Source organism: Microbacterium sp. NPDC055312, from assembly GCF_053645675.1.
Window position 1 is genome coordinate 366,148 of the sequence record NZ_JBSHMU010000002.1, and the last position, 13,968, is coordinate 380,115.

A 13,968-nucleotide genomic window follows, 5' to 3' on the forward strand; every position below is an offset into this window, starting at 1 on the left:
AGCGTCGCGACCATGGTTCACGAATCGCAGAAGACGACGGATGCCGGGTGGGATGTCGCTCGGACGAGGACGATCGTCGCCGTCGGCCTCATCCTGACCATCAGCGGCGCTGCGACCCTGCTCGTCGAGATCGACCAGCAGGATCTCTGGCTGGGGGGCAGCGCGCTCGCCGCGACGATCGTCGCGGCCGCAGGCTTGGGGCCTCACGCCTCGCTCATCGGCACGCGCTCGCTGCCCCGGGTGTCGCTCATCGTGGTGGGCGCCTCGTTCCTGCTCATGACACCGGTCGTCCTCCTGCTGTCGGGCATCGTGATGGTGATCCCTCTGGCGTCGGATGTGCAAAGCCCGGTGATCTCGGACATCATCCTGTGGGGCGGGGCCGCCCTCGCCGCAGGACCCGTGATCCTCTGCGCCGTCCTGGCCGGGCTGGACCTCGGTGGCGGTGGACGCGTTCCCTCGCCGTGGGGGTGGTTGGCCCTGCCCGCGCTGGTGGGGAGCGTCGTGGGCACAGGGATCAAAGCGGGCATCGCGGCCGGGGCGCTGATGGCCTGGATGAACCCCTGGACCGACCTGTACGGCACCATCACCTCTGTGCAGGCGATCGGGGCGGTCGTGCTCGGCGCCGTGAGCCTTCTCGTCGTCTTGCGGGCGTCGACGTCGTTCGCCGCAGGCGACTCGGTCTGAGGGCCAGCTGACCGCATCTGCCCGAGGCGCGCGTCGGGAATGTCAGACCGGATGCCTGTGATGCGGCGTGTCCGTGCGCGACGCCCGTCGGCGTGCGGGATCGTCTGAGATCTCCGAGATCGGGCGGGGGTGTCGGCAGGCACGCGACGAGACCCCTCCCGGATGCCCGGGAGGGGTCTCGATAGCTCAGCGCGTGATCAGAAGTCTTCGCCCTCTGCCTGCGACGGGTGACGGTCGAACCAGTAGGGGCGGCCGATGTGCAGCAGTGCGTCGGTGTCGATGAGGTCGTTCTCGCGGTCCATTGTGCGGCTCCTTCGCGCGTGACGGATGGATGTGAATCCAGCCTCCGTCACAGATCACCGCTCTTGCGGCGAGATCGTATGGAAAGAATCGCGGAATCTTCTCCTGACGTTAAGGGGAGAAATGTGATCAGGTCAGGCGCGCGTGATGCGCATCGTGCGCACCTCGAACGGCTTCAGAGCGAGCTCGCCGCCGGTGCGGGCGTCGTCGAGGTCGTCTTCGATCAGCGACACCTCGCGGATGCCGGTGTGCTCGAACGCCACCGACAGTGCGCCGGTCGTGCGACGGCCGAGCGACTCGTACACCCGCACGATGACATCGCCCGAGCGGTCGTCGGCGAGCTTCAGCGACGAGACGACGATGCCCGTGCCGGTCACCGACACCAGCGGCTCCACCTCGTTCGCACCGCGGACGCGGGTGGCGGGGGCGTTGAACGTGATGCCCTCGGCTGTGGCGATCTCGGCATCCGCTCCGATCACCAAGCCCACCTCGATCTGATGGTGACCGTGGTCGGTGTCGGGATCGGGGAAGCGCGGAGCACGCAGAAGTGACAGGCGCACGGTCGTGGTGACGTCGTCGCCGTCGACGTCACGTGAGGTGTCGTAGCCGTAGATCGAGTCGTTCACCAGCGCGACGCCGAAGCCGTCATCCTCCTGCGCGAGCACGAAGCGGTGCATCGAGGTCTCGAACTTCGCGGCCTCCCAGCTCGTGTTCACGTGCGTGACACGGCGCTGGAATCCGAACTGGGTCTCGGCGAGCGTCTCGCGCGCGAACACGTCGAGCGGGAACGCGAGCTTGAGCAGCTTCTCGGTCTCGTTCCAGTCGATCTCGTTGCGGAGGTGCACCGTGCGAGAGCCCGCGGGCAGGATGATCGTCTGTTCGATCGTCGACTGCGAGAACTCGCGAGTGACCTTCACGACGGCCGTGCCGTCGACCGTGTGCGCCTCGATCGACGAGACCTGCGTGAGGTCGTCGACGCGGTTCTTGTAGTAGCGGTCGATGTCCCACGCATCCCACATGTTCGGAAAGTCCTGGTGCAGCTGGAACAGATTCGCCTGCTTGCCCGCCGGGATGGCGTCGCGGCCGGTGGCCTTGTCGATCGCCGAGGTGATCAGGCCCTCGGCCGAGACGGTGACGCGCACGAGGTCGTTCTCGAGCTGGAAGGCGTGGTCGGGGCCCTTCGACAGGCTCAGGGACCCAGTGGGGGTGGGACTCAGGGACCCAGTGGGAGTGGAACTCAGGGACCCAGTGGGGGTGGAACTCAGGGACCCATCCTGGGTTGCTGAGCCTGTCGAAGCATCGCCCGCGAACGCCGCGCCGAGCGCCGTCTTGCCGCCGACCGAGGTCGGGGTGAACACGAGCGTGCGCTCGCCCTCGCCCGCGAGCGCGGCGCGTGCCGCGGAAGACAGGTCTTCGGCATCCGACAGCACGTTCGTGAGCACCTCGACGGCCTCACGATGCACCCACGCGATCGACGTGCCGGGCAGGATGTCGTGGAACTCGTGCAGCAGCACGAGCTGCCACAGCCGGTCGAACTCGTCGTAGTCGTACTCCGTTCCCAGCCGCACGGCGGCGGTCGCCGCCCACAGCTCGGCCTCGATGAGCGCCTGCTCGGCCCAGCGGTGCAGCGCCTTGGTGGCGTGCTGGCTGGTGAGCGTGCCGCGGTGCAGCTCGAGGTACAGCTCGCCGACCCAGACGGCCGGGTCGGTCAGCTCGGCCTTGGCGTCGTCGAAGAAGGCATCCGGATGCTTCCATTCGACCCTCGCCGAGCCCTCGAGATCGGTCAGGCGCGACGCCTTGCCGGTCATCTCGCGGGTCGTGCCGCCGCCGCCGTCGCCCCAGCCGACCGGCGCGATCGACATGGTCGCGACGCGGTTCTCCTTGAACTGGCGCGACGCCTTCGCGACCTCCATGCCAGACAGCTGCGAGTTGTAGGTGTCCATCGACGGGAAGTGCGTGAACACGCGCGAGCCGTCGATGCCCTCCCACAGGAAGCTGTGGTGAGGGAAGACGTTGCGCTGGTTCCACGAGATCTTCTGCGTGAAGAACCACTCGAATCCGGCCCGGCGCATCAGCTGCGGCAGGGCGGGGGAGTAGCCGAAGCTGTCGGGCAGCCAGACACCCTTCGACCGGATGCCGAACTCGCGCTCGAAGAAGCGCTGGCCGTGCGAGAACTGGCGCACCAGCGACTCGCCGGTCGGCATCACCGTGTCGGATTCGACCCACATGCCGCCGAGAGGGAGGAAGCGGCCATCGGCGACGGCGGCCTTCACCCGTTCGAAGACCTCGGGGCGGTGCTCCTTGATCCACGCGTACTGCTGGGCGCTCGACATGCCGTAGAGGAAGTCGGGCTGCTCGTCGATCAGCGCGGTCATCGACGACGTGGTGCGGGCGACCTTGCGGATCGTCTCGCGCACCGGCCACAGCCAGGCCGAGTCGATGTGCGCGTGGCCGATCGCGGCGATGCGGTGCGCGCTGGCGTCGGCGGGCGAGGCCAGCACCTCGGTCAGCTGCGCGCGGGCGTCACTCGCCGTCTCGACGATGCGCTGCAGGTCGAGCACGTCGAGGGCGTTGTCGAGCGCCTGGAGGATGCGCATACGGCGCGGGCTCGTCTCGGGCAGCTCGGCCTGCAGCTCGATCAGCACCTCGAGGTCGAGCGAGAGGTCGAACACCTCGGGCTCGAAGACCGCGAGGTCCATGTGACGCACCCGGTACAGCGGCTCGGGGGACGATGTGCGGATGTCGCCCTGCTGCGTGGGCAGGAAGGGGTGGTAGTCGAGCAGCACGGGGTTCGCCGCACCCTCGAGGAAGAGCTCGACGGTGTGCCCGGCGACGGCGTCGATCGGAACCCACTGGTTGCGGGGGTTGATGCTCTTCACCGGCGTGCCGTCAGTGCGGTAGACGAGCGCCTCGCACTGGAAGCCGGGCATGTTGATGTCGAAGCCGAGGTCGATGAGCGCCTCGAGCTTCTTGCCGCCCCATTCGGCGGGCACCTCGCCGCGCAAGCGGAACCAGGTGGTGCCCCAGGCCGGGCCCCACATGCTGCCGGCGGTGAACGGCTGGAAGTCGAGGGCGAGCCCCTCGGCCGGGGCGATGGGCTCGCCGGGCAGCTGGTGCACGGCGATCTCGAGCGGCACCCGGGCCGAATGGATGGCCGGGCGGATGCGCTCGGCGAGCACCCGGTTGACGCGTCCTACGGTGAGGGAGCTGTCATCGTGCACGGAGACTCCTCTGCGGTGCGGAACGCGGCGATGGTCAGACGACGGTGTTGTTCGACGAGTAGGTGGCGACCGGCTGCGAGAGATCCGGATGCACCAGCTCGGTGATCCCGCGGGATGCCAGCGAGCCGGCATCCATCGCCTGCGCCGACGTCACGAATGCGGCATCGATCCCGCTCTCGCATGCACGCAGCCACGCCTCGAAGATCGGCCCACCCGGCGCGAGTGCGCCGCGGCTGATCGGGGTGTCATCGCCATCGACCTCGATGACGATGCCGAGCGGCCGGGTCACACTCGCCCCACGCTCGCGCAGGTCGGGAATGATCTCGGCGAATCGCCGACCGGTGGGCTTGGCCGCGCCGGACTGGTCGATCAGTCCGAGGGAGTATTCCAGCTCGGGGAAGTCGACGAGCGTGCGACTGACGTCGTGTGAGCACCACCAGGTGACGCCCCAGAGGTTCTCGGTTCGCGCGGCGTTTCGCACGGTCGCCTCGAGGAAGCCGGGCATCTCCTCATCGGTCAGGCAGTTCGAGGGGGCGCCGACCTCCTGCAGCCAGGTGCGTCGCCGGGGGTCGGTCGCGAATGCGCGCGTCACCTCGATCATGTACTCGGCGTGGCGCTCGGATGCCGCCGAGCGGCCGCCGTACCGCTGCGCGGTGCCGTTGAAGATCCAGGAGTGCACCGTCGTCATCGCACCGAGACGGGCGGCGAGGGCGAGCGTGAAGCCGTGCCCGTCGAGGTACCAGGCGGCGTCGTATTCGCTGTGCACGTGCTCCTGGTCGGGCGCGGCGGACTCGGCTGCGTCGAGCAGCGCCGTGATCCAGTTCGCCGCCTCCGCGGTTGTGACCGGCCAGGGCGAGGGATGCACCGAGGCCGAGAACTGGTTGGTCTCGTTGCCCGTGGTGAATCCGAGGAAGTTGCTCGCGTCGCCGAGTGCCTCGGACAGACGCTCGATGAGAGCGACCTGGCCGCTGAGCGCGTCGGGGTGCGTGAACATGTTCTTGTCGTGCCACGTGTACAGCCACGACGGGATGAAGTCGAAGCTCGACAGGTGGCCCTGGATGACATCGACGCTCACGTCGAGACCGAACTCGGCTCCGACGTCTACGACGGAGCGCACATCGGCCACGGCCTCGGTGCGGATCAGCGAGCGGTTGGGCTGCAGCACCGTCCACAGCGGGAAGATCCGCACGTGGTCCAGGCCAAGTTCAGCGAGGCCGGCGAAGTCGCGCCGCACGTCGTCGAGATTCAGCGAGAGCCAGGAGTGCATCCAGTTCGTGGAGGGCGTGTAGTTCGCCCCGAAGCGGAGCGGCGCCGAAGCCGCAGCGGTGGCGGACATCGCTGTCCTTCCTTCATGGCGGTTCAGGGGGGTGGGCGCCGTGCCGGCGCTCGCTTGACGAGCGTATCCCACGGTCGCGCGGCGCCCAGGGGCCACGAGGGGCGTGCGTGCGCGTTTACCCGTGTCGCGTCGCAATAGAATCTTCTGAAGCCATACGGAAGGACGCCATGAGCGAGACCGTCAAGAAGCACCAGGACTACAACCCCGGGCCGCGGGTGGGGATCACCTTCTCCACCTTCGATCTGCTGCACGCCGGGCACATCATGATGCTGGCTGAGGCCAAGCGGCAGTGCGACTACCTCATCTGCGGGCTGCAGATGGACCCGACGCTCGACCGCCCCGAGAAGAACGCCCCGACGCAGACGGTCGTCGAGCGGTACATCCAGCTGCGCGGATGCGAGTACGTCGACGAGATCGTCCCCTACTCGACCGAGCAGGACCTCGAAGACATCCTGCGCTCCTTCAAGATCGATGTGCGCATCGTCGGCGACGAGTACGAGGAGCGCGACTTCACCGGCCGCAGCTACTGCGAAGAGGCCGGCATCGAGCTGTACTTCAACAGCCGCGAGCACCGCTTCTCGAGCTCCGGCCTGCGCAAGATCGTCGCCGCGAAGGAAGCCGAGCGCGTCGCCCGCGGCTGAGGCCGTCGGCGGCCGCGGCCGCTAGGGTGACCGCATGATCGACGTGACTGCCGCCGCCGACACGACGCGCTCGCGCCGGCGCACGTGGATGACCGGTGGCGTGCTGTTCGTGGCGTCGGCGCTGCTCGGTCTGGGCATGGTCACCGTGAGCGGGCTGCCGTTCAGCATCTCGCAGCTGCTGTTCCATGCGGGTGCGGTCGTGTTCGCCATCGGGCTCGGGCGCGGCGGCAGCGTGACCGGCAGGCGCCCCCTCGGCACCGGCGCGATCATCGCCCTGGCGGTCTGGTCGCTGGTCGTGGCTCCTGTGGCGTGGATGCTGGTGAACTCGGCGGCCCCGACAGACGTGGGCTACCTGTCCACCGCCGCGATGGTGGGCACGGCCGATGAGGTGGTCAGCCTCGTGCTCGCGATCATCGCGGCCGTGCGGATCGGCCGCATCGCGATGGTGCCGAGGCCGTGGAACTGGGCGCCGCTGTGGGCGCTCGGTGCGATCGTGTTCGCGCAGCTGATCCCGAACCTGATCGCCGCTGCCGGGTCAATCAGTAATCAGACCCTGCTGGATGCGCTCTTCGCGGTGATCAGTCTGATCTCCGCGTCTGCCGTCGCCTTCCTCGGCGTGGTCGCTCTGGTGCTGGCGCTGCGTCCGGCTCCGGGTGGGACCGTGGTCTTCGCCTCGCAGCGCTGACGGCCCCCGGGCGCTTTGCGTGGGCTTGCCGTCAGCTCACGACAGTGAGCTGCATCGCCTCGCTGCCGCCGGCCTCGATCCAGGCGAGCGAGCGGGTCAGGATGCGCCGCAGCACATCCAGGTCGACCTGTTCGAGGTCTGTGATGTACAGGCATCCGGCGCCTGTCGTGTGCGGACCGAGGGCCGCCAGTTCGGCGGCGTGCGCGGCGACCCCGTCGAGCAGGTAGATCGTCGTCGCCGCCTTGCGCGGGGCGAAGGCGAGCAGGCCGGTGTCGCCCTCGGTGCCGGTCGGGTAGCGGTAGTGCACCTGACCGAAGCCGATGATCGTGCCCCACGTCGCGGGGTCGCGACCGGAGATCTCCTGCATCAGGGCGGTCAGCGTCTCGGCATCCCGTCGTCTGATCGCCGGAGCCGAGCGCGCGATCAGTCCCGCGACGTCGTCGCCGGTCGGCTTCACTTCGCCGCCTTGGCGGCCGCCTTCATCGCCTTCTTGTGCTCGCGCACCTTCGTCAGCGATTCGGGCGAGACGATGTCGGCGACGCTGCGGTACGCACCGTCCTCGCCGTAGGGGGCGGATGCCTCGCGCCACCCCTCACCGGTGAACCCGTACTGCTTGCCGAGCAGAGCGAGGAAGATCTTCGCCTTCTGCTCGCCGAATCCGGGCAGCTTCTTCAGGCGTCTGAGCACCTCGGGGCCGTCCGGGTCGCCATCGGTCCAGAGCGCGGCGGCATGCCCGCCCCACTCGTCGACGAGGGTCTGGCAGAGCGTCTGCACACGGGTCGCCATCGAGCCGGGGAAGCGGTGCACGGCCGGGGTCTGCCTGAACGCCTCGAGGAAGGCATCCGGATCCATCCCGGCGATCGCGGCGGCATCCACCGCTCCGGTGCGCTGCTCGATCTTGAGCGGGCCGGCGAAGGCCGTCTCCATGGGCACCTGCTGGTCCAAAAGCATGCCCAGAAGGAGTGCCAGCGGGTTGTTCGTGAGGAGTTCGTCGGCGGCGGCGTTGCCGGTGATGTGCAGTGCCATGCGTCCAGTGTCGCACCTGCTGAGAGTCGATCGCCGCGGTTCGCGCTTCATTGATACTAGGAACCATCATGTGTAAGCTAATTCTTACAGGTAATCCGAGGGGGGAAGCGTGACGGGTGCGGGCCCAGCGATCGCTCTCAGTAGCAAGCTCGCGGCCATCGCGAGTGGCCAGCGGATGCGCATCATCGCCCTGCTCTCCCAGGAGCGGCTCCACGTCAGCGAACTCGCCAGACGGATGGGGATGTCCCGACCGCTGCTGTACATGCATCTGACCAAGCTCGAGGAAGCAGGGTTCGTGACCGGAACCCTCGAACTGGGAGAGGACGGCAAGGCCTTCAAATACTTCGCCCTGACGCCGTTCGAACTCGTTATCAATGCAGAGACCATCGCCGCCGCCGTGGCGGCCGATCATGGAGAAGAGTGAATGGAATACATCCCCTGGTTCGGCTGGATCGTCATCGTCGCCATCGCGGCGGGCGTGATCATCACAGTGACTAACTCGATCGTGGGTCGCAAATCCGAACTGACTGAAGCGCTCAGGCAAAGTGCCGCGGTTAACGAGAAGCTGCTCGCTCGTCTCGACGCCATCGATGACCGTCTCGCGTCCGTCGAGAAGACGCTCAGCGATATTCCTTAGTGAGGGTCGTGCCTAACTGACCCGCGTGATGCTCGGGCCGTATGCTCCCGGAACCCGCGGTATCGGATTCCACGCTTCCGAGCGTTCAGCCCGCGCAAGCGAGTGACGGTGCAGGGCTCGGACGGTCATCACATGGGTAACGAACCTGCTGGTCGAGCAGCATCCCGACCAGCAGAGCCAGCGGGTTGTTCGTGAGCAGGTCGTCGGCGGCGGTGTCTCCGGTGATGTGAAGGGCCATGCCTCCAGTCTGGCAGGCGGGCGGAGCCCGCGCGCGGGCTCCGATCCGCGCTTACGCGGACTCGCCGGCAGGGCGCGCGAGGGACAGGCGAGCCAGCCGTCGGCGCGCGAAGTCCTGCGCGCGCGGCCCGGAACCCAGCAACCGCTCGGCCAGAGCGAGCACGATCCGGGTCGCGGTGACGACCGGAAGCATGCTGCGACGCACGCCCAGCATGCGGCGATAGGAGCGGGGGATGGTGGCCACGGCGGCGGCGAACAGCACGCGGTAGGCGATGCCCATCGCTCCGGTGAACGGCGGGCGCCGCAGGAACGCCACCACGTCGCGGGTGCGCTCGTCTGCGCGCAGCTCGCCGCGCTCGAGGAATCCCTGCAGCCGCTCCCGCAGCTGGGCCGCGCTCGTGGGCGGATCGGGTACGTGCATCAGGCGCCCGGCGCTCGCCCATTCGGTGACATAGGCGTCCGCCCCGCCGGGGATCCGCCCGCCCCACACCTCGTGCGCGGTGAGGAACGCGTCGGCGAAGGCGAGGTGCACCCATTCGACGAGATCGGCGGACGACGCGCTGTACGGCCGCTCGGTTCCGTCCCCGGCGGTGTACTCGCCGCTGACGCGGCGGTGCAGGCGAGCGACCCGCGCCGTTTCCCGCTCCGCCTGCGCGCGCGAGCCGTAGGTGACGCTCAGCACCCACCGCACGGTGCCGTTCAGGCGCGAGATGGGGTCTTCGCGATAGCGCGAGAAGTCGTGGACGCCCGCCATCGCCCCCGGATGCAGGGCTTGGACCAGCAGGGCCCGGATGCCGGCGACGAGCGTGCCCATCCCTTCGTGCACAGTCCAGGCGGCACCTCCGTCGGCGAACCAGCCCTCGTCGTCGCCTTCAGCGAGCTCGCGCACCCACCTCGGCGTCCCGTCCGGGTCGCCGCTGAGTGCGGTGAGCAGTCGCGCTCGCAGGGATGTGCGCTGCGTCATGCTCTCAGCGTCGCACGTCTCAGGCGGTGATGCGCGCGATCAGGCGGTGGCGGATGCCGACGCCGCGTCGGAATCGGCGCTCAGGCCGTACAGCGCCTCGAGCGCGGCGTGGAACTCGTCGGCCCGGCCCTCGGCCGCGAGCTCGTGAGCGCGTGTGGTGGGGGTGTGCAGCAGAACGCCGGCGAGATGGCGCATGGCCTGTTCGACACGGCCGTTCTCGTCGCCGCGACGTCGGGCACGCTCGATCTCCGCCTCGAGCAGACCGAAGATGTGGGTGCGCAGCGCCACGACCGCAGGGGTCACGCTCTGGCGCGAGCCGTCGAGGTGGAAGCTCTCGGCCGCCTCGCGCACCACATCGCGGGCGGCGTCGGTGGCGTGCAGCTCTTCGAGCGGCGCGTGCAGGCGGATCGTCTCGAGATCGAGCAGCGCGACGCCATCGAGGTGCGCCACGTCAGGATCGACGTTGCGCGGCATACCGAGGTCGATGACGAGCTGCGAGTGGGTCCCTGAGCCTGCCGAATGGGTCCCTGAGCCTGCCGAATGGGTCCCTGAGCCTGCCGAAGGGCATCCGGGTGTCGCTCCCACTGCCCGCTCGAACTGCGCCGGACCCAGAACCATCTCGGCGGCGGTGCAGGTGATCAGCAGCGACGAGCGCTGGGTGACCGTCGCGTAGTCGGCGGCTGAGACCGGGCGGATGCCGTGCTTCTGGGCGAACGGCACGGCGCGACTCGACGGGGAGTACACCGAGATGTCGACGGCGCCGCGCTCGCGCAGCGAGGCGAGCGTGACGGCGGCGTACGAGCCGGTGCCGACCAGCAGCACGCGCTCGGCGCTCCAGTCGGCGATGCGGCTGTCGGCGAGTTCGAGCGAGAGCCGCACGAGCGAACGGCCGGCGCGGTGCAGGGCGGTGACGTTCTTGACCTTGCGCTGGGCCTGGCTGGCGCGCTGGAACAGACGCTCGAGCTGTGGCGACGTGGTGCCCTGCTCGCGCGCGCCGCTGAGAGCGCGGCGCACCTGACCGGCGATCTCGCCCTCACCGGATACGACCGACTCCAGACCCGATGCGACGGCGAACAGATGCTCGGCGACGTGCGGGTGCTCGATCACCCGGCATGCGTCGTCGAGGTCGGCGGAGGGGATGCCGGTGGCCTGCGCGACCGTCTCGATGACCGCCGCCGGGACCGTCTCCTCGGCCTCGACATAGGCTTCGAATCGGTTGCAGGTGGCGAGCACGACGGCTCCCTGCGCGCCCGCAGCCATCAGGCTGGGGGCCACGGTCTCGGGCTGGCGGCTGAGGCGTTCGAGCAGTTCGAAAGAGGCGGTCTTGTGGCTCGCCGTCACGCAGATCAGCACCCCGCAAGTGTACGTGCCGTTGCTATGTGAGGCATCCAAGGCGACTCGATCCGACATCCGACCCCGACCGCGACCCCGGCGCACGCATAGGCGCCTGGTGCGATGATGACGGCATGAGTGATCTGCTGCGCGCGCTCGCCGGCGAGACCCCCGAGCGCACCCCCGTCTGGTTCATGCGTCAGGCCGGGCGGTCGCTGCCCGAGTACCGCGAACTGCGGGTCGGCACCCGGATGCTGGATGCCTGTCTCACCCCCGACCTGGCATCCGAGATCACCCTGCAGCCGGTGCGCAGGCACAAGGTCGATGCAGCCGTCTTCTTCAGCGACATCGTGATTCCGCTGCGCCTCGCGGGCGTCGAGGTCGAGATCGAGCCCGGGCGAGGACCGGTGTTCGCGAACCCGGTGCGCACCGCCGACGACGTCGCCCGCATCACGCAGATCGATCCGGCGGACCTCGACGGCACCGCGGTCGCCGAGGCCGTGCGCCTGACCGTCGCCGAGCTGGGCGAGACGCCGCTGATCGGCTTCGCCGGCGCCCCGTTCACCCTCGCCGCCTACCTGATCGAGGGCGGACCGTCGAAGGAGCACCTGCGCGCCCGAGCGATGATGCACGCCGACCCCGAGGCGTGGAACGCCCTGGCCGGATGGCTCTCGCGCATCTCACGGCGATTCCTCGAGATCCAGCGCGACGCGGGCGCCTCGGTCGTTCAGCTCTTCGACTCGTGGGCCGGCTCGCTGAGCACGGCCGACTACCGCGCGCACATCGCCCCGCATTCGAAGGCCGCGCTCGACGGGATCGGACTGCCGAGCATCCACTTCGGCGTCGGCACCGGCCCCTTCCTCGCCGACATGCGTCTCGACGGCATCGCGGACGCGGTGGGCGTCGACTGGCGGATGCCGCTCGACGAGGCGATCCGCGTCGTCGGGCCCGACACAGCGGTGCAGGGCAACATCGACCCCGCGATGCTGCAGGCGCCGTGGCCGGTGCTCGAGGCGCACGTGCGCGACGTGATCGCCCGTGGACGCGGGGCGAACGGCCACATCCTCAACCTCGGACACGGCGTGCCGCCCGAGACCGACCCCGACCAGCTCACCCGCATCGTGCAGCTCGCCCACGGCGAGATCTGACCCGCCCCGTTCGCTACGCTGCCGAGCCCTGGCGGGGAGCCGGATGTCGGTGAAGTCGAGCGCATGCCGAGCGTTCGGCTCCCGGGCAGCGTGGTCGCCGCCCGGAAAGTGACACCCACGGGCATCCGGCGCATAGGCCTCGGTGGAAGAATCGGCGCATGACCTCCGAGCATTCTCCCGAACTCGCCGCGCGAGCGGCGCAGCAGCACGTCGTCGTGGTCGGCGGCGGGATCGGCGGCCTGGTCGCCGCCCGGGAGTGCGCGAAGGTCGGCATGCACGTGACGCTGCTCGAGGCATCTGAGGCGCTGGGCGGCAGCATCCGCACCGCAGAGCTCGACGGCATCGTCGTCGACGCGGGCGCCGAGAGCTTCGCCACCCGCGGCGGGCACGTGAAGGCTCTGATCGACGAGCTGGGCCTCGCCGACGCGGTCGTGTCACCGCAGGGCGGCGGCGCCTGGCTGAGCGGCATCCCGGATGCCCCCGACGCGCCCCTTCCGAAGGGCGGCGTGCTCGGCATCCCGGCCAACCCGTTCCACGACGACGTGCGCCGCATCATCGGCTGGCGAGGAGCCTGGCGCGCGTACCTCGACCGCCTGCGCCCGCCGCTCACGATCGGACACGAACGCAGCCTCGGCAAGCTGGTCGGCTCGCGGATGGGCGCCCGCGTGCGCGACAGGCTGGTCGCCCCGGTGACGGCGGGGGTGTACTCGGCCGACCCAGACGACGTCGACACCGACGTCGCCGCGCCCGGCCTGAATGCCGCGCTCACCCGCATCGGGTCGCTGACCGGAGCGGTCGGTCTGCTCGCGGCCGAGCGCAAGGGCACGACGCCGGGAGCGGCGGTGCTCGGCCTCGCCGGCGGCATGGGCCGGCTGGTCGAGGCGCTGCGCGCCGACCTCGTCGCGTACGGGGCCGACATCCGCACCGGCAGCCGCGTGACCGGCCTCGAGCGAGACGGCGAGAACTGGACGGTCGAGATCGCACCGACGGCGGACGGAGATCCGGATGCCGACGCGCCGCTGCGCGCGACCGGCGTCATCGTGGCGACGGCCGAGCCGTCCGCGCGCCCGCTCATCGACGCGTACGTCACCGGCCTCGGTGACGTCGGGGAAGCTCCCGAGATCGAGATCGTCACGCTGCTGCTCGATTCCTCCGAACTCGACGCCGCACCCCGCGGCAGCGGCGTGCTCACCGTGCCGGGCAGTCACACGGCGAAGGCTCTCACCCACTCCACGGCGAAGTGGGGATGGCTTCGTGACGCCGCCGCCGGCCGCCATCTCGTGCGCGTGTCGTTCGGCAGCCAGGGCGAGCCGGCGGCGACGGCCGACCTCGACGATGACGCGGCTGCCGCGCTCGCGCTGTCGGAGGCATCCGCTCTGCTCGGTGTGACTCTGCGCCCGACGCAGCTGCTGGCCGCGCACCGTGCGCGGTACGTGCAGGCGCAGCCGACGTCGTTGATCGGCGCGACCGAGCGCCGGGCCGCCGTCCGCGCAGCCGTGACCGCTGCCCCGGGGCTCGGCGTCGTGGGTGCGTGGGTGGCCGGCACCGGGCTTGCGCAGGTCGTTCCGGATGCCGTGGCCGAAGCCGATCGGCTGCGCGCGAGCCTGCTCTGGGACTGAGCGGACGCTGCGCGGCGACTGTTCGGGCGGCGCGCCGATACATCGAACCGCCCTTCGACGCAAGGGCAGATGCCGAACGAGGAATATGTGGTTACGCTGGAGCGCGGAAGTGGCCGCAACCAACGTCAGGAGGCCCTC

The 13,968-nt window shown here is 69.6% G+C and carries 13 protein-coding genes and 2 pseudogenes; 8 read left to right on the forward strand and 7 right to left on the reverse strand.

The genetic code is table 11. The annotated features are described in order from the left end of the window. Positions 1 to 12 precede the first annotated feature (12 nt). Positions 13 to 684, forward strand: coding sequence for a hypothetical protein (locus ACWIDW_RS06135; RefSeq protein WP_454123791.1), 672 nt, complete (start codon positions 13 to 15; stop codon positions 682 to 684). Between the two features lie 434 nt (positions 685 to 1,118). Here ACWIDW_RS06135 and ACWIDW_RS06140 read toward each other — a convergent pair whose 3' ends face one another. Together ACWIDW_RS06140 and ACWIDW_RS06145 are read right to left on the reverse strand one after the other, a co-directional pair. After that, positions 1,119 to 4,205: an alpha-mannosidase gene (locus ACWIDW_RS06140; protein WP_454123793.1), complete on the reverse strand. Its 3,087-nt coding sequence runs from the start codon at positions 4,203 to 4,205 to the stop codon at positions 1,119 to 1,121. Between the two features lie 34 nt (positions 4,206 to 4,239). After that, complete coding sequence (locus ACWIDW_RS06145) at positions 4,240 to 5,541, reverse strand: glycoside hydrolase 5 family protein (RefSeq protein WP_454123794.1); 1,302 nt, start codon at positions 5,539 to 5,541, stop codon at positions 4,240 to 4,242. Positions 5,542 to 5,708: 167 nt separating this feature from the next. Here ACWIDW_RS06145 and ACWIDW_RS06150 point away from each other — a divergent pair, with 167 nt between their 5' ends. Both ACWIDW_RS06150 and ACWIDW_RS06155 read left to right on the forward strand, forming a co-directional pair. Continuing rightward, the gene (locus ACWIDW_RS06150) at positions 5,709 to 6,182 is read left to right on the forward strand and encodes an adenylyltransferase/cytidyltransferase family protein (protein WP_313354457.1); all 474 of its coding nucleotides are present in this window, start codon (positions 5,709 to 5,711) and stop codon (positions 6,180 to 6,182) included. Positions 6,183 to 6,216: 34 nt separating this feature from the next. After that, entirely contained in the window at positions 6,217 to 6,867 is a 651-nt protein-coding gene (locus ACWIDW_RS06155) for a hypothetical protein (protein WP_454123797.1), read from the forward strand. Between the two features lie 31 nt (positions 6,868 to 6,898). On the opposite strand, the gene ACWIDW_RS06160 is transcribed toward ACWIDW_RS06155, so the two are convergent. Next, the gene (locus ACWIDW_RS06160) at positions 6,899 to 7,324 is read right to left on the reverse strand and encodes a DUF1801 domain-containing protein (RefSeq protein WP_454123798.1); all 426 of its coding nucleotides are present in this window, start codon (positions 7,322 to 7,324) and stop codon (positions 6,899 to 6,901) included. Next, the gene (locus ACWIDW_RS06165; protein WP_454123799.1) at positions 7,321 to 7,893 is read right to left on the reverse strand and encodes an HhH-GPD-type base excision DNA repair protein; all 573 of its coding nucleotides are present in this window, start codon (positions 7,891 to 7,893) and stop codon (positions 7,321 to 7,323) included. Before ACWIDW_RS06165 ends, ACWIDW_RS06160 begins: the two co-directional genes overlap by 4 nt. A 175-nt stretch (positions 7,894 to 8,068) precedes the next feature. Here ACWIDW_RS06165 and ACWIDW_RS06170 point away from each other — a divergent pair, with 175 nt between their 5' ends. Next, a complete protein-coding gene (locus ACWIDW_RS06170; RefSeq protein WP_454123800.1) occupies positions 8,069 to 8,317 on the forward strand; it encodes an ArsR/SmtB family transcription factor in 249 nt (82 codons plus the stop codon). After that, positions 8,318 to 8,530 (forward strand): hypothetical protein, encoded by a 213-nt coding sequence (locus ACWIDW_RS06175; RefSeq protein WP_454123802.1) that lies wholly within the window; start codon positions 8,318 to 8,320, stop codon positions 8,528 to 8,530. It begins immediately after the preceding gene. 142 nt (positions 8,531 to 8,672) lie between these two features. Here the strand turns inward: ACWIDW_RS06175 and ACWIDW_RS06180 are convergent. The 3 genes and pseudogenes from ACWIDW_RS06180 to ACWIDW_RS06190 form a co-directional block, all read right to left on the reverse strand. Next, positions 8,673 to 8,768: pseudogene (locus ACWIDW_RS06180) on the reverse strand (HhH-GPD-type base excision DNA repair protein); the annotation flags it as partial. A 51-nt stretch (positions 8,769 to 8,819) separates the two neighbouring features. Continuing rightward, on the reverse strand, positions 8,820 to 9,731 hold the full coding sequence (locus ACWIDW_RS06185) for an oxygenase MpaB family protein (RefSeq protein ID WP_454123803.1): 912 nt from the start codon (positions 9,729 to 9,731) through the stop codon (positions 8,820 to 8,822). A gap of 39 nt (positions 9,732 to 9,770) precedes the next feature. Then, a complete protein-coding gene (locus ACWIDW_RS06190; protein ID WP_454123805.1) occupies positions 9,771 to 11,084 on the reverse strand; it encodes a glutamyl-tRNA reductase in 1,314 nt (437 codons plus the stop codon). Between the two features lie 113 nt (positions 11,085 to 11,197). On the opposite strand from ACWIDW_RS06190, the gene hemE reads away from it, so the two are divergent. From hemE to ACWIDW_RS06205, 3 genes and pseudogenes are all read left to right on the forward strand, one after another. Beyond that, positions 11,198 to 12,211, forward strand: coding sequence for a uroporphyrinogen decarboxylase (hemE, locus tag ACWIDW_RS06195; RefSeq protein WP_454123806.1), 1,014 nt, complete (start codon positions 11,198 to 11,200; stop codon positions 12,209 to 12,211). 143 nt (positions 12,212 to 12,354) lie between these two features. Then, positions 12,355 to 12,462: pseudogene (locus ACWIDW_RS06200) on the forward strand (hypothetical protein); the annotation flags it as partial. Next, positions 12,451 to 13,830: a protoporphyrinogen/coproporphyrinogen oxidase gene (locus ACWIDW_RS06205; RefSeq protein WP_454124501.1), complete on the forward strand. Its 1,380-nt coding sequence runs from the start codon at positions 12,451 to 12,453 to the stop codon at positions 13,828 to 13,830. The pseudogene ACWIDW_RS06200 and the gene ACWIDW_RS06205, both read left to right, overlap by 12 nt. Positions 13,831 to 13,968 lie beyond the last annotated feature (138 nt).

Coding starts and splice junctions, on each gene's coding strand:
- ACWIDW_RS06135 (WP_454123791.1), top strand. CDS start 13: ATGGTTCACGAATCGCAGAAGACGACGGATGCCGGGTGGGATGTCGCT.
- ACWIDW_RS06145 (WP_454123794.1), bottom strand. CDS start 5,541: ATGTCCGCCACCGCTGCGGCTTCGGCGCCGCTCCGCTTCGGGGCGAAC.
- ACWIDW_RS06150 (WP_313354457.1), top strand. CDS start 5,709: ATGAGCGAGACCGTCAAGAAGCACCAGGACTACAACCCCGGGCCGCGG.
- ACWIDW_RS06155 (WP_454123797.1), top strand. CDS start 6,217: ATGATCGACGTGACTGCCGCCGCCGACACGACGCGCTCGCGCCGGCGC.
- ACWIDW_RS06165 (WP_454123799.1), bottom strand. CDS start 7,893: ATGGCACTGCACATCACCGGCAACGCCGCCGCCGACGAACTCCTCACG.
- ACWIDW_RS06170 (WP_454123800.1), top strand. CDS start 8,069: ATGCGCATCATCGCCCTGCTCTCCCAGGAGCGGCTCCACGTCAGCGAA.
- ACWIDW_RS06175 (WP_454123802.1), top strand. CDS start 8,318: ATGGAATACATCCCCTGGTTCGGCTGGATCGTCATCGTCGCCATCGCG.
- ACWIDW_RS06185 (WP_454123803.1), bottom strand. CDS start 9,731: ATGACGCAGCGCACATCCCTGCGAGCGCGACTGCTCACCGCACTCAGC.
- hemE (WP_454123806.1), top strand. CDS start 11,198: ATGAGTGATCTGCTGCGCGCGCTCGCCGGCGAGACCCCCGAGCGCACC.